Source organism: Francisella frigiditurris (genome assembly GCF_001880225.1).
GTDB classification, from domain to species: domain Bacteria; phylum Pseudomonadota; class Gammaproteobacteria; order Francisellales; family Francisellaceae; genus Francisella; species Francisella frigiditurris.
Genome location: NZ_CP009654.1, coordinates 1,810,471 through 1,833,013, shown reverse-complemented (window position 1 = coordinate 1,833,013; position 22,543 = coordinate 1,810,471). Strand labels below are relative to the sequence as shown.

Below are 22,543 nucleotides of genomic sequence, written 5' to 3'. Positions count from 1 at the left end.
TTTTTTTGCTATTATATATCTTAGATGTTTTTAAAAAACTCAATTTAATATATTCAGAGAGGTTCTATGAAATTGATGATTAATGATCAGAGCACATTAGCGACTGAGATAGTATTAATATTTAATGACGATATAAAAAAGCTAACTGACAATATGAAGTGTCCAACTTCTAAAGCATTGTTAGATCAAAAAGTTTTTAAAGCTAAATTTGGAGAGGTGTTGCCTCTTCTTCATCCAGAAAAAAAAGGCTTATTAGTTGGTTTGGGAGAGAGTAAAAACTTTTTATTCCCAGAGTTTCATAAAGTAGTAGCTAATGTATGTAAACAATTAAGACAATTGGATATTCAAGAGATATCAATCAATATTAATTATTTGGTACCTAGATTTAGTGATGTGAAACAGTTAGCATCAGAAGTTGTAAGAAATTTTGTTTCTGAGAGTTATGGTTTTGATGCTCTTAAATCTGAAAAAGATACGTATTCATTAGAAAGTATTGAAGTTGTTTATGAGGGGTCTGAAGATTTAGAAGAAGCTACTAAAGTTGGATCTGCAATAGCTTTTGGCCAAAATTATGCAAAAGATTTACAAAATTTACCTGCTAATGTTTGTACTACTGACTATTTGTTAAATGAAGCAAGAGAGCTTACATCTAAATATGATAAGTTTAATCTTTCTTACTTAGATCAAAATGCTATGGCTGAGCTAGGTATGGATTGTGCTTTGGCTGTAGGGCGTGGCTCTGATATGTCTAACTATACAGTTTGTATGGAATATAATGGCGGTGGCAAAGAAGATGCTCCAATAGTTTTAGTTGGTAAAGGGTTAGTGTTCGATAATGGTGGTGTTTGTATAAAACCAGCAGTAGGCATGGATTCTATGAAAATGGATATGGGCGGTGCTGCGACTGTTATAGGGACAATGAAAACTTTAGCTATGCTTGATCTACCTATAAATGTGGTGGGAGTTATGGCTTTAGCTGAAAATGCTGTTGATGCTCGTTCTTACCGCCCAGGAGATGTGCTTAAAACAATGAAAGGCATAACAGTTGAAGTTAGTAATACTGATGCAGAAGGTAGATTGGTTTTATGTGACACATTAACTTATGTTGAGAAATATAAGCCTAAAGTTGTTATTAATACGGCTACTCTTACTGGAGCAATGATTATATCTTTAGGAGATGCTTATTCTGGTATGTTTGCTAATAGTGATAATTTAGCGAATAGTTTACAAAATGCTGCACAGATATCTAATGATTTGGTATGGAGACTGCCTTTACATAAGCCTTATTTAGATAAAGTAAAAAGTGATGTTGCAGATATTAATAACTGTGGTAAAGATAGATCAGCTGGCTCTATAGTTGCAGCATTATTTTTATCTAAGTTTACAGAAAACTATGAATGGGCCCATCTTGATATAGCAGGCTCAGCTATGGGAGATTTTTCAAATTGTAAAGCTAGCGGTAGACCAGTGCCATTATTAACACATTATCTTTTGTCACAAGTATCTAAATAATTAATTTTTATATAAATCTCTAGTATATTTCTTCTTATTTGTTAAAATATTGTCGTAATTAAATTCATAATCCTTAATTTAATTACGGAGTCTTTTTATGTTAAGAATCACAGAACAGGCAACTACATTTGATGATGTTTTGCTTTCACCAAGATATTCAAACGTTTTACCTCATGAGGTAGATTTGCAAACTAATATCACTAAAGATATTAAGCTTAATATTCCATTAGTTTCAGCTGCAATGGATACTGTTACAGAGTCTAGATTGGCAATAGCAATTGCTCAAGAAGGTGGTATAGGTATTATTCATAAAAATATGACTATAGCAGCTCAGGCACAAGAGGTTAAAAAAGTTAAACGATTTGAAAATGGAATGGTTATTGATCCAATCACAGTTAAGCCATATAACTCTATCAAGGAGATTATGGCGTTATCACAGGAGCATAATTTTTCAGGCTTTCCTGTCGTGGATGAGGATAACCATTTAGTTGGTATTATTACGAGAAGAGATTTTAGATTTGCTAAAGATTTAGAAGAGCCAATAAGCTCTATTATGACAACCAAAGATAAATTGGTTACAGTTCCAGAAAATGCTTCTCAAGGTTCGATTAAGAAAAAACTTCATGAGAATAAAATTGAAAAAGTTTTAGTAGTTAATGATGATTTTGAGCTTATTGGGCTTATTACTACTAAAGATATAGAGAAATCTCAAAATAAGCCTATGGCATGTAAAGACCATTTGGGTCGTTTAAGAGTAGGCGCTGCTGTTGGAACTGCTTCAGATACAAAGAAAAGAGTTGCAGCTTTAGCAAGAGAAGATGTTGATATAATCGTTGTTGATACTGCGCATGGACATTCTCAAGGTGTACTGGATATGGTTAAGTGGGTTAAGAAGAATTATCCGCATATCCAAGTAATAGGTGGTAATATCGCTACAGCAGAAGCAGCTGAAGATCTAGTAAAAGCTGGAGCAGATGCTGTTAAGGTTGGTATTGGTCCTGGATCTATTTGTACAACAAGAGTTGTCGCAGGTGTTGGTGTTCCTCAACTTACAGCTATTTCAAATGTTGTTAAAGCTCTAGAAGGTACAGGGGTGCCAGTTATAGCTGACGGAGGTATTAGATATTCTGGTGATATTGCAAAAGCTATTGTTGCTGGAGCATCTGTTGTTATGATAGGTGGACTTTTTGCAGGGACAGAAGAATCACCTGGAGAAGTTGAGTTATTTCAGGGGCGTTCATATAAGTCTTATCGTGGTATGGGCTCTCTTGGTGCAATGGAGAAAGGTTCTTCAGATAGATATTTTCAAAGTAATACTGAAGCAAGAAAACTTGTCCCAGAAGGAGTCGAGGGAAGGGTGCCTTATAAGGGACTACTTAACGCTGTAATACATCAATTAATTGGTGGCTTAAGATCAAGTATGGGATATACAGGTTCAAAAGATATACAAACAATGAGGACAGAGCCGACTTTTGTACAAATTACATCGGCTGGATTTAATGAGTCTCATGTTCATAACGTAACAATTACAAAAGAACCGCCAAATTATCAGCTTTAGTATTTCTTATTTTATTTAACTTATCAATAAAGCTTTTTATGGGATATTTAGGTATCCCAAGTTTGCTGTATTCATTGCTAGCTTTTTTATTATATTCATTTTGAATTGTATTAATAATGTTATTTGTACTAAAGGCTCTTTTTGCAACAGCTTTCTGTATAGCAATGTTTTCATAACTACTGTCCGCTATATATATTACATTTTTATCATTACTAAGAGCTTGTATGCCCATTGATGATTTATGGACTATGAAAACTTTACTAAGATTAGTTAAGCAAATTGTAGCAATATCGCTAGGGCTGGCTATAATCATATTATTTATTTGATATTTTTCTTTAATATTTCTTTCTATTTCACCATTTGTTTTGGGATGGGGACTAACTATTGCTTCATAGTTGGGCATTTCTTTTAAAGCTTTAGCAAAATGCTCAACCGCAATAGCATAATCAGGAGTCATATCACCTGCAAATACTACAATCTTTTTATTTTTTGGAATATTTAATTTGGCTTTAATTTCTTCTCTTGTAGAGCATTTTATTAGGTCAGTTTCCCAGCTTATAATGCTTGGGTTTCCTACTGCTAGGAAATTTTCTTTAGTATCTTTTACAAATTTTTTATTATTAAAATTTTTAATGAAAGAAGATTTTATTGTTTCTGATGTAATAAATACACTATCTAACGAATAGTTATTTAGCCGCGTTACAAAGCTATTGGTATAGTAGGTTTTACTATTTTCTGGGTAAGGATCAAAGTTATCATAGTAAGCTATTTTTGCTTGGGAAGAATATGAATTAAGTATGTCTGCCAAAGCTGCACTAGACATACCACTTACTATAATATCTGGTTTGTTAATTAACGTGTTTTTGAGACACTCTATATTTGACTTAGTAATAGTGTTATTTCTATCTTTTATTAAAAAATCATTATCAAAATTACTTAAGCAATTTACTTCATTTACTAAATTATTCTGAAATAGATCCTTAGATTTGCCAAGAGCTATAACTTCATAGTCGAAATTATTTTTTTTAAGGCTTGGAAGAATAGCTTTAAAGGCATTGGTATCACCATAATCATAAGTTAAAAATAGCAAATTTGTAGAATAAGTTTTACTAAAGATAAATAGAGTTAAAACTATTAATATATTTAAGAAAACTAGTTTTTTATACATAGGAAAATAAGAAATATTTTTTGATGATTTTAAATGAAAGAAAAGGTATAGAAAAGAAGATTAAATAGTAGTTGGGTTTTGTTGATAGTTATTTACTTTAGTTTTTAACCAGCCGCCATCATTATTAGGGAAAGTACCAACGCTTAGTTGTATTTCCTTCACTCCATAAGATATGATTATCTTTAGTAAAATTCATATAGTCATTATGCCAATCATTATTACCCATTTTTAGATATGGATTCATATCATATCCTGGATTAAAGCAGTTATATGAATCTGTAGGTATATGGTTTTAGATTTGTTAACTCAACTGCAAGATCATTGTTTCCATACTTATTCTTTTTTGTTTACAAACTATGTATTTGAAATTAAATATTAATGTTATAATTTGGTCTTTATTTTCTCTTTATGGGAGTTTGGTTTATGAAAAGTGTTGTTTTTATTTATCCTGATAATTTAAAACCATATAAAGAAGAATTTTTAAGTAAAATTCAATCAGATTTAGAAGCAAAAAAATATTTGACGCTTGTTATAGATAATATGCAGGAAGTTGTAGAAATTTTGGAAGAAAACTCTAGGGTCTGTTGCATAGTCTTAGATAGATCTACATTCAATTTAGAGGCTTTTCATAATATAGCGCATATAAACTCAAAACTTCCTATATTTGCGGTATCAGATTATGGTCAAAGCATTAAGCTGAATTTAAAAGATTTTAATTTGAATATTAACTTTATACAGTATGATGCTTTAGCTAGTGAAGATTCTGAATTTATACATAAAACTATAGCTACTTATTTTAATGATATATTGCCGCCATTTACTCATAGGCTTATGCAATATTCAAAAGAATTTAATTCTGTTTTTTGTACGCCTGGACATCAGGGGGGGTATGGCTTTCAGCGTTCTCCAGTTGGGACTTTATTTTATGATTTTTTTGGTGAAAATATATTTAAGACTGATGTTTCTATATCAATGCAGGAACTAGGTAGCTTGTTAGATCATAGTGGTGTTCATGAGGATGCTGAGGAATATGTTTCTAAAATTTTTAAATCAGATAGATCTTTAATTGTTACTAATGGGACATCTACAGCAAATAAAATAGTTGGAATGTATAGTGTAGCTGATGGCGATACAGTTTTACTTGATAGGAACTGTCATAAGTCACTTACTCATTTAATGATGATGGTGGATGTAAACCCTGTTTATTTTAGACCTACTAGGAATGCTTATGGAATCATAGGTGGTATTCCTAAAAGTGAATTCAGAAGAGATGTTATAGAGAAAAAAATAGCTGATAGTAATATTGCTACAGAATGGCCTAGTTATGCCGTTGTAACTAACTCAACTTATGATGGTCTTTTATATAATACAGATACTATTCATAGAGATTTAGATGTTAAAAAGTTACATTTTGATAGTGCATGGATTCCTTATGCTATTTTTCATCCAGTTTATAAGCATAAGTCAGGGATGACAATAAAGCCTAAAGAGGGACATACTGTTTTTGAAACGCAATCTACACATAAGCTTCTTTCAGCTTTTAGTCAAGCATCAATGATACATATTAAAGGTGACTATAATGAAGAAGTACTAAATGAATCTTTTATGATGCATACATCGACTTCTCCATTTTATCCATTAGTTGCGAGTACTGAAACAGCAGCAGCAATGATGGAAGGGGAGCAAGGTTTTAATCTTATAGATAAAACTATAAATTTAGCTATAGATTTTAGAAGAGAGCTGTTGAAGCTTAAGAGAGAGTCGGAAACATGGTTTTTCGATGTATGGCAGCCTGAAAATATTGCAAATAAAGAAACATGGGCTTTAAGAAATGCAGATGATTGGCATGGGTTTGAAGAAGTCGATGGTGACTTTTTATTTTTGGATCCAGTGAAAGTAACTATTCTAACGCCAGGTATTGAAGATAATAATATTCAGAAAAATGGTATTCCTGCGGATGTGGTAGCTAAGTTTTTAGAGGAACATGATATCGTGGTTGAAAAGTCAGGACCATATTCTTTGCTATTTATATTTAGTATAGGTACTACAAAAGCTAAGTCTATGAGGCTTTTATCTGTATTAAATAAATTTAAACAAATGTATGATGAAAATGCTTTAGTAGAGAAAATGCTGCCGTCTTTATATGCAATAGATCCTAGGTTTTATGAAAAAATGAGAATAAAAGATATTAGTGATACATTGCATAGTTTTATGTATGAGTCAAAGTTACCAAACCTTATGTATCATGCTTTTGATGTATTGCCAGAACAAGAGATGAATCCGCATAGAGCCTTTCAAAAGCTTTTAAAAGGCAAGGTAAAGAAGGTTCCATTAACAGAGTTGTATGGAAATACTTCAGCTGTCATGATCCTACCATATCCACCAGGTATTCCATTAGTTTTGCCGGGTGAAAAAATAACAGAAGATTCTAAAATAATACTAGAATTCTTATTAATGCTAGAAAAGATTGGGTCTAGATTGCCAGGATTTGGTACTGATATTCATGGCCCTGAAAGAGCTAGAGATGGGACTCTATATATTAAGGTAATAGATCCTGATATTGAATAATTATTATTTTTCTATTTTTTATAAATAGGTTATGATTGCATCTGTTATTTTGTGAATTGGTTGTTTAGCATTGTATAAAACGCTCTTATTTTTGAATGGTAATATAAATCTAGATTTTTGTCGTGATTATTTAAAGAAGTTTAGTGACTTCAATATTGTATGTACTGATGGCGCATATGAAAAAATACGTAATTGTAATTTCTTATATTCTAAAATAGATAAAGTTATAGGTGATTTTGATTCAGCTACTTATATTGAATCCCCTATTTTTTTAAGAGATGAAGATCAATATAAAACAGATTTTGAAAAAGCTTTAGATTTTTTGATAAAGAGAGAAGTTTTAGATGTTATGGCTTTTGGAGGAAGTGGTGGAGAGATGGACCATTTTCTTTCAAATATGTCGATAGCTAAAAAATATAAAGAAAAACTAAATTTGAGGTTTGTAGATGAATTCTCGGAGTATTATTTTATTCCAAATGAATTTAAAATAAGTAATGTTAATAATAAAATGTTTTCTATAGTTCCGTTTCCTTTTGCTAATAAAATATATTACAAAGGATTAAAATATGGCTTATCGGGGGAAAACTTGACTCTAGGTGAGAGTACTGGTGTTAGGAATCATGCGATAGAGAATTTTGTAGAAATTAACTATAGTGAAGGTGATATTCTATTATTTATATCACATGGTTTTTACAGACAAGCAAGAAAGTAAGAGAGATTCAGATATGAAAGAGCTGGCGTGTCAAAAATTAGAACATTTAGTAAAAGAAAAGTATAAAGATTTAAAAATATCTGAAGAGTTTAAAGATGATTCTAGTAGGGTAGAAAAATATTCATTAGAGCATGAGGGGATTTATTTTGATTTTTCAAAAAACCTTGTGAATGATGAGATTATGCAAGGATTGTATCAGTTAGCTAAGCAAGTAAATATTGATGCAAAAATTAAAAGTATGTTTAATGGAGAGAAGATAAATATTACAGAAGATAGAGCTGTTTTACATACTGCATTAAGAGATTTTTCTAATGAGCCATTAGTTATAGATGGGCAAGACATTCGTAAAGAAGTATCTGAAGAAAAACAAAGAGTTAGAAGTTTAGTAGAAAGTGTTTCTTCAGGAGAATGGAAAGGCTTCTCTGGTAAAAAAATCACAGATGTTGTAAATATTGGTATTGGAGGTTCTGACCTTGGACCAAGAATGATTGTTGAGGCTTTGAGACCTTATCATTGTACTGGGCTGAAGGTTCATTTTGTATCTAACGTAGATGCAGATTCTTTGTTAAAAGCATTAAGCGTAGTTAATCCTGAGACAACTTTATTTATTGTGGCCTCTAAATCTTTTTCAACAGAAGAAACTTTACTTAATTCTATATCAGCAAGAAACTGGTTGGTTGACTTTTATGGTGATGAGAGTTCAGTATCAAATCATTTTGTAGCAATTTCTAGTAAGCTAGATAAAGTAAAAGAGTTTGGAATAGACCTAAAACATTGCTATAAAATGTGGGATTGGGTTGGGGGTAGATATTCATTATGGTCATCTATAGGAATGAGCATAGCTTTCGCAATTGGGTATGATAATTTTGAAAAACTTTTACAAGGTGCATATTCTATGGATAAACACTTTAAAGAGACTCAAATAGAAAAAAATATACCAATAGTAGCAGCTCTTTTAGGCACACTTTATACAAATTATCACAATGCCCAGACTCAAGCACTATTACCATATGATAATAGACTTTGTTATTTAGTTGACTATTTACAGCAAGCAGATATGGAAAGTAATGGTAAATCGGTTAATTTAGAAGGTCAGCATATAAATAATTATCAAACTGGAGCAGTTTTATGGGGTGGTGTTGGTACGAATGGTCAACATGCTTTTCATCAATTGTTGCATCAAGGTGAGGTTTTTATACCAGTTGATTTTGTAGCTGTAGCTAAGAGCTATCATAATTATGGAAATCATCAACAAGCTTTATTGGCGAATTGTTTTGCACAATCTCAAGCTCTCATGGATGGATTATCTTATGATAAAATAGTAGAAGAACTTGAACAAGTAGGTTTATCTAATGGTCAAGTAGATTTTCTGGCACCTCACAAAGTTATTAAAGGAAATAAGCCAAGTAATATATTCTTACTTAAGGAACTAACCCCTTATAATCTAGGAATGTTAATAGCGCTATATGAGCATAAAATTTTTGTACAAGGAGTTTTATGGAACATTAATAGTTATGATCAATGGGGTGTTGAGCTTGGCAAGAAGTTAGGCAAAAATATTATAAAAGCTATAGAGAATAGAGATTCAAAAGAGTATTCTTCTTTAGATGCTTCTACAAAGGCTTTGTTAAATAGGATTTAAATATAGAATGTTTTGTGTAAAAAGGAATAAGGGTTTTTCACTTGTTGAAGTAATGGTTGTAATAACTATTATGACTATTTTGATGATGGGTGCTATAAGCTCTTTTTCTTTTTATCAAAGAAACTTTGCTGAAACTAGATTAACAAGTTTGCAGAATATTATAGGATATGCGCAGGTTGTAGCGAGATCTCAAAGAACAAGCGTTGTTATTTGTCCAGTAACTCCAGATAGTTATATAGGAACAACAGATGAGCTAAATGAAGATAGTTTAAGATGTTCGGGATCATCTAATTGGGGAAATGCTGAAATAGTGGCATTTACTAATCAGAGTGCTAATGGCGTTTTTGATAGAAATAATGATGAAATAATATCTACACTTCCTACTGGCAGGGGAAATATTTCGACAACTTTTAATACGGATTTTATTTTAATATCTCCAGTTGGCTTTTTAAATACTACAAATGCTAGTATAATTTACTGTCTTAACGGAGACTATCTTGCGGCTTTGCAAGTTAATATGGTTGGCAGAGTAGTTTATACTACGGAAAATAATAATTTTAATTGTAACTAATATTGGTTCGTAATAAGGGAGACCATAATGAGTGAAAGAGTGCCTATGACACCTGCGGGTGAATTAGCTTTAAGAGAAGAGTTAGATAATTTAAAAAAGGTTCAAAGACCTCAAATTATTGAAGCTATTGCAGAAGCCCGCGAACATGGTGATTTAAAAGAAAATGCTGAGTATCATGCAGCTAGAGAAAAGCAAGGATTTATCGAAGGAAGAATTAAAGACATAGAGTCAAAACTTTCGAATGCTCAAGTAATTGATGTCACAACTATTCCAAATAATGGAATGGTTATATTTGGCGCTACTGTAACTCTTTTGAATACTGATACTGATGAAGAGGTTGTTTATAGAATAGTTGGTGAAGATGAAGCTGATATAGACGATCACAAAATATCTGTTTCAGCACCTTTAGCTAGAGCTCTTATCAAAAAAGAAGAAGGAGATGAGTTTAGTTTAAACACTCCTAAAGGCAAAGCAAATTATGAAATCTTAGAGGTTAAGTATATCTAACCCTCAAATATATGGATAAAATTATAATAAGAGGGGCAAAAACCCATAATCTAAAAAATATCAACGTAGAAATTCCTAGAGACAAGTTAACAGTCATTACAGGTTTAAGTGGCTCTGGAAAATCTTCGTTAGCATTTGATACTTTATATGCTGAAGGTCAAAGAAGGTATGTTGAGTCTTTGTCTTCATATGCAAGACAATTTTTATCCTTAATGGATAAGCCTGATGTTGAGCATATTGAAGGACTTTCGCCTGCTATATCAATTGATCAAAAAACAACTTCTCATAATCCTCGCTCTACAGTTGGTACAGTTACAGAAATTTATGATTATTTAAGAGTTTTTTTTGCTAGGGTAGGACAGCCGAAATGTCCAACACACAATATTGAATTAAAAGCCCAGACTGTTAGCCAAATGGTAGATCGTATTTTAGAGTTTGATGAAGAAGCTCGACTTATGATTTTAGCTCCTATAGTGTCTGAGAAAAAGGGAACGCATCATACGCTTTTAGATAAAATTTTATCTTTAGGATATATTAGAGTTAGAATAAATGGAGAGTTCTTTAATTTAGATGAAGACTATCCTGAGTTAGACAGATATAAAAAGCATAATATAGAAGTAGTTGTTGATAGATTTAAACCAAAAAAAGAAAATTCTCAAAGAATAGCCGAATCTTTAGAAATAGCCTTAGACTTAGGTAATGGTATTATAAGATTGGCTAATACATCTGAAGAAATGGAAGATATTTTATTCTCCTCAAAACACGCTTGTCCACTATGTAATTTTGCTCTAAAAGAGTTGTCACCAAGAATTTTTTCCTTCAATAGTCCTTTAGGAGCTTGTCCTAGTTGTGATGGTTTAGGCGTAAAAGAGTTTTTTGATGAGAACAAAATTATTATAGATGGATCTCTTTCGTTAAAGGCAGGAGCTTTAGCTAAGTGGAATAAAGCAAATCAATATTACTACAGTCAATTGGAATCTTTATCTAAACATTATAAATTTTCCTTAGATACTCCTTTTAATAAGATACCTCAAGAAATCCAGCAAATTATTTTGTATGGATCTGGAGATGAGTTAATAAAAATGACTATTGACTCTATTCGTGGCGGTAAGCAAACACGCGAAAAAACTTTTGAAGGTATAATTCCTCATTTCGAAAGAAGATACTATGAATCAGATTCTGAAATGGTGAAAAAAGATCTTTATGAACTGATGAGTAACCTTACGTGTAAGACTTGTAATGGGGCAAGAGTTGGAGAATACGCACGAAATATTTTCATAGATGATAAAAATATTGCCAATGTTTGCGCATTGTCAATAGAAGATTTGCTTATATGGCTAGATGAACTTACCTTTGATGGTCAAAGGAAATTTATAGCTGAAAATTTGCTTAGAGAAATAAAATTAAGGGTAAAATTTTTAGAGAATGTAGGTTTAGAATATTTAAGTTTATCAAGACAAGCAGATACTTTATCAGGTGGTGAATCTCAAAGAATAAGACTAGCTAGCCAAATAGGCGCTGGACTTGTTGGAGTTATGTATATATTAGATGAACCTTCAATTGGTTTACATCAGCGAGATAATCAGAGACTCCTAGATGCACTGCATAACTTAAAGAATCTTGGTAATACAGTTATAGTCGTAGAGCATGATGAGGATGCAATTCGCCAAGCTGATTATATTATTGACATGGGTCCAAAGGCTGGAGTTCATGGAGGTGAGGTTATAGCTGTTGGTGATTATGACTTGATTATTAATAATGAAAAATCATTAACTGCAGATTATTTAAGTGGTAGGAAAAAAATTGAAACTCCTAAAAATCGATTAAAAGCCTCTAAAAATAGATATATAGAAATTCTAGGTGCGGCAGGAAATAACTTAAAAAATGAACATTTAAAAATTCCTTTTGGTGCTTTGACGTGTGTTACGGGAGTTTCTGGCTCAGGTAAGTCGACTCTTATTAATAGAACCTTGTATCCACTTGCTTCTAGGCTTTTAAATAGAAGTACATTGGTTCCAATGGAATATAAATCACATAAAGGATTTAATCACTTAGATAAAGTTATAGATATAGATCAGTCACCAATAGGTAGAACTCCAAGGTCAAATCCAGCTACTTATACAGGAGTTTTTACTCCTATTAGGGAAATCTTTGCTGCAACAGCAGAATCGAGATCTAGAGGTTATTCGGCGGGTAGATTTAGCTTTAATGTCCGAGGTGGGCGTTGTGAAGCATGCCAAGGCGATGGAGTAATTAAGGTTGAAATGCATTTTCTTGCAGATGTTTATGTTGCGTGTGATGTTTGTGAGGGTAAAAGATATAACAGAGAAACCTTGTCTGTACAGTATAAAGGTAAAAACATCTACGAAGTTTTAGAAATGACTGTAGAAGAGGCTATAGAGTTTTATGATGCTGTGCCAAGCATTAAATCAAAATTAGAAGCTTTAATGAATGTTGGGTTGTCTTATATTAGACTTGGTCAGAGTGCTACTACACTTTCGGGCGGTGAAGCTCAACGAGTTAAGCTTGCAAAAGAGCTTTCTAAGCGCTCTACGGGCAAAACTTTATACATATTAGATGAGCCAACGACGGGTTTACATTTTTATGATATTCATCAGCTTTTGAAAGTAATAATGGATTTAAGAGATAAAGGAAATACAGTTGTTATTATTGAGCATAATCTAGATGTTATAAAAATGGCTGATTGGATTATTGACTTAGGTCCAGAAGGTGGTGCAAAGGGTGGGGAAATAATTTTCGAAGGAACTCCTGAGGAAATAGTTAAGTTTAAAAAGTCTTATACTGGCAAATTTTTAAAAAGTGTTCTCTAGTTTTCTGGCAAATAACTAGAGAATATGGTTTATTTTTACTATAGTATATAGATATTTATTCTTGAGTATTATTTTAGAAAAATTGTAAGGTAATAAAAATTATATGGATCAAAAGAATAACAATAAGAATAATATAATGAAAAGTATTATTTTTTGGGTTCTAATTATTGGTGGAATGCTGCTTCTATTTAATGGTATTAATGAAAACAGTGATTCCTCTAAAAAAATGGATTATTCAACATTTGTATCTCAGTTGAATGATGGTCAAATTTCTTCTGTAAATGTTGATGGTAGGACTATTTCTGGTAAGACTGATTCTGGCCAGAGTTTTGTAACATATGCTCCTTTATTAGATTCTGACTTAGTTAATAAAATGGAAGGCAGTAAAGCTAGTATAACTGCTAAAGCTCCAGAAAAACCAAATTTATTAGTAGCATTTTTATTGAACTGGTTGCCAATGTTGCTTATTTTTGGTTTCTTCATTTATATGATGGTTAAAGCTGGTGGTGGCGGAAAAGGTGGTCCTTTTTCTTATGGTAGAAGCAGAGCTAAGCTACTTGGTGAAGATCAGATAAAAGTTACTCTAGATGACGTTGCTGGCGTTGAAGAAGCTAAAGAAGAAGTTGGAGAAATTGTAGATTTCTTACGTGAGCCTAAAAAATATGAAAAAATTGGTGGGAAGATACCAAAAGGCGTATTAATGGTTGGTCCTCCAGGTACTGGTAAGACGCTATTGGCAAGAGCTATTGCTGGTGAGGCTAAAGTGCCATTTTTCTCAATATCAGGATCTGATTTTGTGGAGATGTTTGTCGGTGTTGGTGCTTCTCGTGTGCGTGACATGTTTGAGCAAGCTAAGAAAAAAGCTCCATGTTTAGTATTTATTGATGAGATAGATGCTGTTGGTCGTCATCGTGGTGCTGGAATGGGCGGTGGTAATGATGAGAGGGAACAAACTCTTAACCAACTTCTAGTTGAGATGGACGGTTTTGCCGATAATGAAGGTGTAATAGTTATTGCTGCAACGAATAGGCCTGATGTTCTTGATAAAGCTTTATTAAGACCAGGTAGATTTGATAGACAAGTTACTGTTAGTTTGCCAACAGTAAAAGGACGTGAAGCGATACTTAAAGTACATATGAAGAAAATTGCTTTAGGCGATGATATTCATCCTGATTGGATTGCTCGAGGCACACCTGGATTTTCTGGTGCAGAGCTTGCTAACTTAGTAAATGAAGCAGCACTTTTTGCGGCAAGAGAGTCTAAAGATAAAGTTTCAATGGGGGACTTTGAAAAAGCTAAAGATAAGATTCTTATGGGATCTGAAAGAAGATCTATGGCGATGACAGAAAAAGAAAAAAGCCTTACTGCCTATCATGAAGCAGGACATGCAATCATTGGTCGCCTAATGCCTGAACATGATCCAGTATATAAAGTTAGTATTATTCCTAGAGGTCGTGCTTTAGGTGTTACTATGTATATGCCAGATGGCGATAAGGTGAGTCAAAGTAGATTAGTTCTACAAGGTCGTCTATGTAGTATTTTTGGTGGTAGATTAGCTGAAGAATTAATATTTGGATATGAGCATGTTACAACTGGTGCTTCTAATGATATTCAGGTAGCTACTGATATAGCTCGAAATATGGTTGCTCGCTGGGGTCTATCTGATGCTATGGGAACAGTGTTGTATGATGTTGAAGATGAGGGACCTTTTGGTGGCTCTGGTGGACGCACATCTAAACTTTCAGATAGTACTATTAGAGAGATTGATGCAGAAGTGCGTAAGCTTATTGATTCTAGTTATGCTAAGGCCAAAAAATTACTAGAAGATAATGTAGATATTCTACACGCTATGGCAGATGCTCTTATCAAGTATGAAACTATTGATGCAATGCAAGTTGATGATTTAATGGCTAGAAGAGCAGTTCGTGAGCCAGGTGATTATGGTGATAGCTATAAGCCAAAAGAAGATGAGCATGGCAAAATAATTGCTCCTGAATACGATGGAGATACTCAATCTCAAGATTTAGAAGATAGAACTTAATATTAATCTTTCCATTTTTCTTTTAAAAAGTGAGCTACTAATTTAGGTTGGCGCTCTCTAGTGAAAACTCCCTTCTTATTTCCATTACAACGAATGTGATTTTGTGACGTTCTAAAGTCTGCAAAATTCCATATGTGCTCACCAAGAACATATGGTTTACTATGCATAACTTCTATCAATTCTAAGATTAAATCTTTTTGATATTCTTCACTCCACATTTCAGCTAGTAGAGAGTGTACACCAGCATATGTATCTGCTCCAAACTCTGTAATTATTATAGGTAAGTTATATTTTTGCCTTTCCAATCATCACTGACTCGGAACTTTCGACTATAAAGTACCTTACCTGAATGGGTTCTAATCTCATCATCTGTATATAAATCATTAAAACTAGCGGGCACAGCCACTTTTTTATTAATTGATTTATCATTTTTTATTAATAATTCTAGATCCCATACACCATTTAGAGATGTTAAATTTCTTTTGCTGTTTTGTTGAGATCTAAGCATTTTTTAAATCTTCCATTGTTGTTGAAAATTATTCAGGTCTTTTTGCTATAAGATCAGTTATCATTTGTTTACGCTTTGCAGAAGTTTGATTATAAACAAAAATAAAAATTAAGAATGCTATAAGCATTCCTATAGCTGGACACTATTTGTTAGAAATTTTATGCCAAACATAGTAGCAACAGAAGCAAATGCTACACCAAGAAAAGGCCTGTTGTGAATTATCGACTTGATAACTATTTTAGCATCTATTTTCTTATCTTCAGATTTGTCATGTTTTATTTGCTCCGTTGTATTTTTATAACAGAATACATAACACATGTATGAAATTACAGCCATAAGAGTAGTTACAGTTATCCAGCCGTATTTTTCATTAGCAAATAGTGAGAGGATTGGTAAAACTAATATCTGAGGAATTATGGCGCCAGTTTTACTACCAATGCTTCTTGTTATTGAAAGAGATGCCCTATCTCTTAGATCATTTGTCATAGCAGCAGCTAAAGATCCATATGGATGTTTACAAAGGTATAAGCCATTCCCCATTCTAGATAAGTAATATAAGCCCATACAATTTTACCAGTATCACCAAAGTTAGGTGCTGTAAAAACTAAAACTGCCATAAAAAGTATTGGCCAGCATCCTTTGAGAATAAAAGGCCTAAATTTTCCGGCAGAATTTTTTTGTTTTCTTTTATCAATGTATATTCCCATGAGAACATCAGCAACTGCGTCATATATTCTAGCAACAAGGAAAAGTATTCCTGCTTGATAAGCGGGTATTTGTAAAACATCAGTGTAGAAAACTAGAAGGAACATCGCAGTTGTCGTATAAGTTATGCTGTTAGCGATATCTCCAGCACCGTACTCTATTTTTTCCCAAGTGGTTAACTTTCTCATCAAAAACTTTTTAAGTCCACATTAGATAAATGTATAACAATTAAATTACTCTTAATCATATAACTGTTTTAGGGATATCTAAAAAATAAGATTTTTATTTTCAAAACAGAAATATATGCTAATATAAATCAAGTTTATAATTTAATAAATTAACCTTGGAGGAAACTTACATGATACCTACTCCTCATATAGAAGCAGAAAGTAAAGAGAAATTTGCTAAAACAGTAATAATGCCAGGTGATCCATTAAGAGCTAGATTTATAGCTGAGAACTATCTGGAAGATAAGATGAGAGTAAATACAGTAAGAGGAATGTTAGCTTATACTGGTACTTATAGAGGCCATAAAGTCTCTGTGATGGGATCGGGCATGGGTGTTCCTAGTATGGGTATTTATTCATATGAGCTATTTAAGTATTATGATGTTGATCGTATCATAAGAGTTGGTTCAGCTGGTTCTTATACAGAAGACTTGAAAGTATATGATGTTGTATTGGTTGAAGAAACATATGCAGAGACTCAATTTGTAGAAATAGTTACTGGTGAAAAAACTCATATAACTGAGCCTTCTAAAGAGTTAAATGAAGAAATTGAAAAATCAGCAAAAAGACAAGAGATAGAACTTAAAAAAGTTAAAGCACATTGTACTGATGTATTTTACAGAAAAAACTTTGATGATTATAAAGCTATTAGAAAGAAATTTGGTTGTGACTGTGTTGAAATGGAAACTGCAGCACTTTTTGCTAATGCTAAGGTAACAGGCAAGCAGGCAGCGTCAGTTTTAACAATATCTGATTGTTTTGTAACTGGGAAATCTACTACATCAAGAGAAAGACAAGCGTCTTTTACAAAGATGATGGAAGTAGCACTAGGGATACTAGAGAATAAATAGTTTATTTAAATTCTTCCTTTAATTTCTCAATAATATCTTTTGCCTTTTTATTTATTATCTTTTTATTATCTTTTTGAGTTTGGTATTTTATATCTAATTCAAGCTCTTCAAGCTTTGAAAAAAAAGTTCTCTTTTTTAGAATCTCAAGATATTGATCATGAAGTTCCTTAACCTTGGTTTTTATGAATGAGTTATTACCTTGAATAACTAACTTAGTAGGTGAATAAAATACAACATTTGTATTTTCTAAGTATGGTAGTTTAATTTTCTTAAATTCTTTATTGGCGACCTCTACACTAGATAATATATGAGATGCTTGTTTGATTAATTTTTTGCTATCTAAAGTATGATCTTTCAGTTTTGCTCTAGTTTTATGTTTCTTAATGTTAGAAACCTTTTCTGGAAATATTCTTATGCTCATATAACTCCATTATTTACTAGATTTATATAAAATTGTTCTTTTAGGATCTCTATGGTTTCTTGTCTGCCATTATTAGAACTTGCTTCTAAATTAAAAAATTTTGTTGTTATGTTATTAGTATAGTTTTCTTGAGTAATAACTTCTATTTCAGAACTTATATAATATTCATCTTTATCTGAAGTGGTTAGAAATTTTTTATTTTTACATATAAAAATAATATTAGCATCTTCTATGTTGGGAACAATATTATAACCCTTACTCAATAGATATTTTCTTAGAGGAGCATAAAAATATCCGGAATTTTTGTTTATGTATAATTTTAAATTTGGTTTTATATCATAAAATTTGTTTGTGTAGTTCGCTAGATCCCTTAAAAAAGGTTGAATATTAATAGAGGGATCTAATAAAAGCAATGTAATAGAGGCATTCTTTATATAAGATATATTTTTAGATATATTTTCGGTAGCTTTAAATTTTATAAGAGAGTCTTTATTTGCACTAATTTTATAATTATGTTCAATCTCAAAGCCTTTATTCTTTATATTTTGTTTAATTTCGTTTATAGCAGAAAGCTTATTAACTTTTAATTGAACATAAAATCTATCATTTATTTGTTGTTGGTTTTGTATTTGATAATTCTGAATTATCACACTTGAGGTTTGAGTCTTTGTCTTAAGTGATAGTTGTTGCGATATGGAATTATTATTTGATGAAGTTTCAAGAGAGGAGTTTGTTGATACAGAAACCTGTAATCTTTCTATCATATTTGCAAGGGCGTTATTAGTGGCTTCTGCTAGGCTTTTGCCTTCTCCAATACCATATATATATTCATCATTATTGTTTATTTCATTTATGTACCATTCTGGTATATAAATGGGATGATTTTCTTTAATAGGATTATTTATTTTGATGCTCTCAAAAGCTGTATTATCTATGTTAGCAGTATTAGTAGTACAACCAAAGCAAAAAAAGCATAACAATATTATCAGTTGGTTTTTTAGCTCTTTCATAATAAATATAGGCAATTGAGGATTATTTTTAGAGGTTTACGAATATAAACTAAACATATCATAATTTAATTTTTTTCTAAACTCTATATAATTAACATAGGTTTATATTACTTATTAAAATTTGATTTATAAAATGTTTGGTCCAATAGTAAGAAAGATTCTAGGAAGTCGTAACGATAGACTTATAAAAAAGATTAGCAAAACAGTTGAAAAAATAAATGAATTAGAACAATCATTTGAGGCTTTGTCTGATGAAGAATTAAGAAATAAAACTTTAGAGTTTAAAAAAAGGTTATCAGAAGGTGAAACTCTAGATCAAATTCTACCTGAAGCTTTTGCTATAGTTAGAGAGGCATCTAAAAGAACTAAAGGCATGAGGCATTATGATGTTCAAATGATCGGTGGTATTGTTCTTCATATGGGCAAGGTTGCTGAAATGAGAACAGGTGAAGGTAAAACTTTAGTAGCGACATTACCAGTCTATTTAAATGCGTTAACAGAGAAAGGTGTTCATGTAATCACAGTTAATGATTATCTTGCAAAGCGTGATGCTGAGTTGATGGGAGAAATTTATAATTTTTTAGGGCTATCTGTTGGAGTAATAGTTGCTGATTTAAACCAAAGACAAAGAAAAGAAGCGTATGCCTGTGATATTACTTATGGAACCAATAATGAGTTTGGTTTTGATTATTTAAGAGATAATATGGCTTTTGATAAGGAAGGCCAAGTTCAAAGAAGTCGTAATTTTGTGGTAATAGATGAAGTTGACTCTATTTTGATCGATGAAGCTAGAACACCATTAATTATTTCTGGTGCTTCTGATGATAGCTCTGAAATGTACAGACTTTTTAATAGGCTTGTACCATTTTTACAAAAACAAGAAAAAGAAGAGTTAGAAGAAGATCAAGAGGAAAAAGATTTCTATGTTGATGAGAAATCTAAAAGTGCATATTTAACAGAAAAAGGTCATATAAAGATAGAAGACATGCTTAAAAAAGAAGGTGTCTTAGAGGAAAATGATAATTTATATAGTCCTAAAAATATTACTAAGATGCATTACCTAAATGCATGTCTTAGAGCGCACTCTCTTTATCAATTAAATGTTGATTATATTGTTAGAGATCAAGAAATTATAATTATTGATGAAAGTACTGGTAGGGCAATGCCAGGACGTCGTTGGTCAGATGGTTTACATCAAGCTATAGAGGCAAAAGAAGATGTAAAGGTTAATGCAGAGAATCAGACTTTAGCATCTATTACTTTCCAAAACTTCTTTAAATTGTACAATAAAATGTCAGGTATGACTGGTACAGCTGATACAGAAGCTTTTGAGCTACATTCAATATATGGTTTAGAGGTTGTGGTAATTCCAACAAACAAACCAATTATCAGAAAAGATCATAATGATATGATTTTTGGAAGTATGAAAGAGAAATTTCATGCGATTGTTGAAGATATAAAAGAGAGATCTTCAAATGGTCAACCAATACTTGTAGGAACAGCTTCTATTGAAACTTCAGAATATTTATCTACTTTATTGAAGAAAAAGAAAGTAAAACATAATGTATTAAATGCTAAACAGCATGAAAGAGAAGCTGGCATTATCGCAATGGCAGGCTATCCTGGGGCAGTAACTATTGCAACAAATATGGCTGGTCGTGGTACAGACATTATATTAGGTGGAAACTGGGAAGTTGAAATTGATGAGTTAGAAGAGCCAACTCAAGAGCAAATTGAATCAATAAAGTCAGAATGGACAGAAAGAAATGAAGCTGTTAAGAAGGCTGGAGGGCTTTGCATAATAGGTTCAGAAAGACACGATTCTAGAAGAGTTGATAATCAGTTAAGGGGAAGAGCTGCTCGTCAAGGGGATCCTGGAGAAAGCAAGTTTTATTTGTCTATGGATGATAACTTATTAAGAATATTTGCATCACCAGCTTTAGCTGAGAGAGTTAAAAGAGGGCTTTCGGGTGGAGAATCTTTAGCTTTTGGATTTATGTCTAAGTTTATTTCAAAGGCTCAAAGTAAGGTGGAAAATTATCATTTTGATATTAGAAAAAATCTTCTTGATTATGATAACGTTGTTAATGAACAACGTAAGGTTATTTATAAGCAAAGACAAGAGTTGTTAGATAGAGAAGATGTAAGCGATATCTTAGAGGCAATAAGAGAGGACGTTGCTGAACAGGTTTTCTATGAATATGTTCCAAAAGGAAGTATGCCAGAACTTTGGGATGTGGAAGGTTTAGAGGCAGTTTTAAAAACTGACTTTATGATTGAAATAGATCTTCAAAAAAGAATAGATGAAGATGATAATTTAGATGAAGATGAATTAAGAAAAATAGTTATTGAAGCTATAACTCTGGAGTATGCTGAAAAAGTTAAAGGTCTAGATGTTTCAGCTATAAAACATTTTGAAAAGGTTTCTATTTTACAAGCTTTAGATAGCCATTGGAGAGAGCATTTAAGCTCAATAGATCATTTAAGAAATAGTATAAATCTAAGAGGCTATGCTCAAAAAGATCCTAAGAATGAGTATAAGAAAGAATCATTTGAATTATTCTCTAGTATGTTAGATAACTTTAAATATGAAGTTATAACTTCTTTAGCTAAGATAAGAATAAATACTGAAGAAGAAACGCAACAAGCAGAGCAACAATGGAAGAACTCTGTAGGTGAAATAAAAGCTGAGCATGAGAGTGTGCTTGATAATCCATCAAAACATGGTGATGAGGAAGAACAGCAAGAAGCTCCCAAAGTTCAAACTGTTAAAAGAGAGGGAGCTAAAATTAAACGTAATGATCCTTGCCCATGTGGTTCTGGGAAAAAGTATAAACAATGCCATGGTAAAGTTGACTAAATACTAATTGAAAAAAAGATATTTAGAAGGTATAATCCATACCTGCACATTAATATGTGTATGAATTAAAAATAACTACAAAAAGTCAGAAATCAGTATTGATAGTTCTGGGGTGTTAAAAAAATCTAAATTGAATAATGGAGTTTGTCCGTATGTACGCAATCATAAAAAGTGGCGGGAAGCAATATAAAGTAAAACAAGGTGAAGTTGTTAAATTAGAAAAACTTAATCTTGGTATAGGCGATACAGTTGAGTTTGATACAGTTTTAATTGGTCAAACAGCTGAAGGAGAAGTGAAAGTTGGAGCTCCTGTAGTGGCTGGAGCTAAAGTAGTAGCTGAAGTAGTTGAGCAAGGTCGTCATCAAAAAGTTAAAATAATTAAATTCCGTCGTCGTAAGCATAGTATGAAGCAACAAGGACATCGTCAGTATTATACTGCGGTAAAAGTTTCATCAATTCAGTTATAATTTTTTAAAATTTAAAGGAGTATAAAAATGGCTCACAAGAAAGCTGGTGGTAGTACTAGAAACGGTAGAGATTCTAACCCTAAGTATTTAGGTGTTAAGAGATATGGTGGTGAATTTGTAAAAGCGGGTACTATTATTATTCGTCAAAGAGGTACTAAAGTTCATCCTGGTAATAATGTTGGTTGTGGTAAAGATCATACATTATTCGCTTTACAAGATGGACATGTTAAGTTCCACACAGGTGGTGCTTTAAATCGTAAATTAGTTTCTGTAGAAGCTTAATTCAATAATCTTATTCATTTATCCTTTCTTTATTCGATAGATTCTCAATATTTAAAACTATAAAATAGCTATAAGCATTATATTTAAATATAGTCTGTTATT

At 32.1% G+C, this 22,543-nt stretch carries 18 protein-coding genes and 1 pseudogene; 13 read left to right on the top strand and 6 right to left on the bottom strand.

Translation table 11 applies throughout. The features are described from left to right. Positions 1 to 66 precede the first annotated feature (66 nt). Both KX01_RS09095 and guaB read left to right on the top strand, forming a co-directional pair. The gene (locus KX01_RS09095) at positions 67 to 1,512 is read left to right on the top strand and encodes a leucyl aminopeptidase (RefSeq protein ID WP_071664683.1); all 1,446 of its coding nucleotides are present in this window, start codon (positions 67 to 69) and stop codon (positions 1,510 to 1,512) included. A 97-nt stretch (positions 1,513 to 1,609) separates the two neighbouring features. Next, complete coding sequence (guaB, locus tag KX01_RS09090; RefSeq protein WP_071664682.1) at positions 1,610 to 3,070, top strand: IMP dehydrogenase; 1,461 nt, start codon at positions 1,610 to 1,612, stop codon at positions 3,068 to 3,070. Here the strand turns inward: guaB and KX01_RS09085 are convergent. Further along, positions 3,039 to 4,238, bottom strand: a complete 1,200-nt coding sequence (locus KX01_RS09085; RefSeq protein ID WP_071664681.1) for a capsular polysaccharide export protein, LipB/KpsS family — start codon at positions 4,236 to 4,238, stop codon at positions 3,039 to 3,041. The two genes, guaB and KX01_RS09085, sit on opposite strands and share 32 nt — an antisense overlap. A 423-nt stretch (positions 4,239 to 4,661) precedes the next feature. Between KX01_RS09085 and ldcC the strand changes: the two genes are divergently transcribed. The 7 genes from ldcC (at position 4,662) to ftsH (ending at position 15,110) form a co-directional block, all read left to right on the top strand. Then, positions 4,662 to 6,806, top strand: a complete 2,145-nt coding sequence (gene ldcC, locus KX01_RS09080; RefSeq protein WP_071664680.1) for a lysine decarboxylase LdcC — start codon at positions 4,662 to 4,664, stop codon at positions 6,804 to 6,806. 70 nt (positions 6,807 to 6,876) lie between these two features. Next, the gene (locus KX01_RS09075; RefSeq protein ID WP_071664679.1) at positions 6,877 to 7,518 is read left to right on the top strand and encodes a thiamine diphosphokinase; all 642 of its coding nucleotides are present in this window, start codon (positions 6,877 to 6,879) and stop codon (positions 7,516 to 7,518) included. A 13-nt stretch (positions 7,519 to 7,531) separates the two neighbouring features. Then, entirely contained in the window at positions 7,532 to 9,160 is a 1,629-nt protein-coding gene (pgi, locus tag KX01_RS09070) for a glucose-6-phosphate isomerase (protein ID WP_071664805.1), read from the top strand. Positions 9,161 to 9,167: 7 nt separating this feature from the next. Then, positions 9,168 to 9,731, top strand: coding sequence for a GspH/FimT family pseudopilin (locus KX01_RS09065; RefSeq protein WP_071664678.1), 564 nt, complete (start codon positions 9,168 to 9,170; stop codon positions 9,729 to 9,731). Between the two features lie 27 nt (positions 9,732 to 9,758). Further along, entirely contained in the window at positions 9,759 to 10,238 is a 480-nt protein-coding gene (gene greA, locus KX01_RS09060; RefSeq protein WP_408606605.1) for a transcription elongation factor GreA, read from the top strand. Between the two features lie 11 nt (positions 10,239 to 10,249). Then, positions 10,250 to 13,069, top strand: coding sequence for an excinuclease ABC subunit UvrA (uvrA, locus tag KX01_RS09055; RefSeq protein WP_071664676.1), 2,820 nt, complete (start codon positions 10,250 to 10,252; stop codon positions 13,067 to 13,069). 103 nt (positions 13,070 to 13,172) lie between these two features. Beyond that, positions 13,173 to 15,110 (top strand): ATP-dependent zinc metalloprotease FtsH, encoded by a 1,938-nt coding sequence (ftsH, locus tag KX01_RS09050; protein ID WP_071664675.1) that lies wholly within the window; start codon positions 13,173 to 13,175, stop codon positions 15,108 to 15,110. Positions 15,111 to 15,112: 2 nt separating this feature from the next. Here ftsH and KX01_RS09045 read toward each other — a convergent pair whose 3' ends face one another. From KX01_RS09045 to KX01_RS09635, 3 genes and pseudogenes are all read right to left on the bottom strand, one after another. Then, on the bottom strand, positions 15,113 to 15,415 hold the full coding sequence (locus tag KX01_RS09045; protein ID WP_071664674.1) for a glycoside hydrolase family 2 TIM barrel-domain containing protein: 303 nt from the start codon (positions 15,413 to 15,415) through the stop codon (positions 15,113 to 15,115). Next, on the bottom strand, positions 15,385 to 15,618 hold the full coding sequence (locus tag KX01_RS09400; protein WP_156860400.1) for a hypothetical protein: 234 nt from the start codon (positions 15,616 to 15,618) through the stop codon (positions 15,385 to 15,387). Before KX01_RS09400 ends, KX01_RS09045 begins: the two co-directional genes overlap by 31 nt. A 129-nt stretch (positions 15,619 to 15,747) precedes the next feature. Continuing rightward, positions 15,748 to 16,430 (bottom strand): annotated as a pseudogene (locus KX01_RS09635) (MFS transporter). A 251-nt stretch (positions 16,431 to 16,681) separates the two neighbouring features. Here KX01_RS09635 and deoD point away from each other — a divergent pair. Then, positions 16,682 to 17,401 carry a purine-nucleoside phosphorylase gene (gene deoD / locus KX01_RS09030; protein ID WP_071664671.1) on the top strand — a complete coding sequence of 240 codons (720 nt, stop codon included), beginning with the start codon at positions 16,682 to 16,684 and terminating at the stop codon, positions 17,399 to 17,401. A gap of 1 nt (position 17,402) precedes the next feature. Here deoD and KX01_RS09025 read toward each other — a convergent pair whose 3' ends face one another. Both KX01_RS09025 and KX01_RS09020 read right to left on the bottom strand, forming a co-directional pair. Continuing rightward, positions 17,403 to 17,822 carry a hypothetical protein gene (locus KX01_RS09025; RefSeq protein ID WP_071664670.1) on the bottom strand — a complete coding sequence of 140 codons (420 nt, stop codon included), beginning with the start codon at positions 17,820 to 17,822 and terminating at the stop codon, positions 17,403 to 17,405. Then, positions 17,819 to 18,832, bottom strand: a complete 1,014-nt coding sequence (locus tag KX01_RS09020) for an LPP20 family lipoprotein (RefSeq protein WP_071664669.1) — start codon at positions 18,830 to 18,832, stop codon at positions 17,819 to 17,821. The genes KX01_RS09025 and KX01_RS09020 overlap by 4 nt, the downstream gene beginning before the upstream one ends. 133 nt (positions 18,833 to 18,965) lie before the next feature. Between KX01_RS09020 and secA the strand changes: the two genes are divergently transcribed. The 3 genes from secA to rpmA all read left to right on the top strand — a co-directional run bounded on the left by secA (position 18,966) and on the right by rpmA (position 22,441). Then, positions 18,966 to 21,692, top strand: a complete 2,727-nt coding sequence (secA, locus tag KX01_RS09015) for a preprotein translocase subunit SecA (protein ID WP_071664668.1) — start codon at positions 18,966 to 18,968, stop codon at positions 21,690 to 21,692. 152 nt (positions 21,693 to 21,844) lie between these two features. Further along, positions 21,845 to 22,159, top strand: a complete 315-nt coding sequence (gene rplU, locus KX01_RS09010) for a 50S ribosomal protein L21 (RefSeq protein WP_071664667.1) — start codon at positions 21,845 to 21,847, stop codon at positions 22,157 to 22,159. Positions 22,160 to 22,186: 27 nt separating this feature from the next. Then, positions 22,187 to 22,441: a 50S ribosomal protein L27 gene (gene rpmA / locus KX01_RS09005; RefSeq protein ID WP_071664666.1), complete on the top strand. Its 255-nt coding sequence runs from the start codon at positions 22,187 to 22,189 to the stop codon at positions 22,439 to 22,441. The last annotated feature ends 102 nt before the right edge of the window (positions 22,442 to 22,543 follow it).

Bases quoted from the DNA above. Each gene is read 5' to 3' on its own strand.
- deoD (WP_071664671.1), top strand. From the start codon at position 16,682: ATGATACCTACTCCTCATATAGAAGCAGAAAGTAAAGAGAAATTTGCT.
- KX01_RS09400 (WP_156860400.1), bottom strand. From the start codon at position 15,618: ATGCTTAGATCTCAACAAAACAGCAAAAGAAATTTAACATCTCTAAAT.
- KX01_RS09095 (WP_071664683.1), top strand. From the start codon at position 67: ATGAAATTGATGATTAATGATCAGAGCACATTAGCGACTGAGATAGTA.
- ftsH (WP_071664675.1), top strand. From the start codon at position 13,173: ATGGATCAAAAGAATAACAATAAGAATAATATAATGAAAAGTATTATT.
- uvrA (WP_071664676.1), top strand. From the start codon at position 10,250: ATGGATAAAATTATAATAAGAGGGGCAAAAACCCATAATCTAAAAAAT.
- guaB (WP_071664682.1), top strand. From the start codon at position 1,610: ATGTTAAGAATCACAGAACAGGCAACTACATTTGATGATGTTTTGCTT.
- greA (WP_408606605.1), top strand. From the start codon at position 9,759: ATGAGTGAAAGAGTGCCTATGACACCTGCGGGTGAATTAGCTTTAAGA.
- KX01_RS09025 (WP_071664670.1), bottom strand. From the start codon at position 17,822: ATGAGCATAAGAATATTTCCAGAAAAGGTTTCTAACATTAAGAAACAT.
- rpmA (WP_071664666.1), top strand. From the start codon at position 22,187: ATGGCTCACAAGAAAGCTGGTGGTAGTACTAGAAACGGTAGAGATTCT.
- pgi (WP_071664805.1), top strand. From the start codon at position 7,532: ATGAAAGAGCTGGCGTGTCAAAAATTAGAACATTTAGTAAAAGAAAAG.
- rplU (WP_071664667.1), top strand. From the start codon at position 21,845: ATGTACGCAATCATAAAAAGTGGCGGGAAGCAATATAAAGTAAAACAA.
- secA (WP_071664668.1), top strand. From the start codon at position 18,966: ATGTTTGGTCCAATAGTAAGAAAGATTCTAGGAAGTCGTAACGATAGA.
- KX01_RS09020 (WP_071664669.1), bottom strand. From the start codon at position 18,832: ATGAAAGAGCTAAAAAACCAACTGATAATATTGTTATGCTTTTTTTGC.
- KX01_RS09085 (WP_071664681.1), bottom strand. From the start codon at position 4,238: ATGTATAAAAAACTAGTTTTCTTAAATATATTAATAGTTTTAACTCTA.
- ldcC (WP_071664680.1), top strand. From the start codon at position 4,662: ATGAAAAGTGTTGTTTTTATTTATCCTGATAATTTAAAACCATATAAA.
- KX01_RS09065 (WP_071664678.1), top strand. From the start codon at position 9,168: ATGTTTTGTGTAAAAAGGAATAAGGGTTTTTCACTTGTTGAAGTAATG.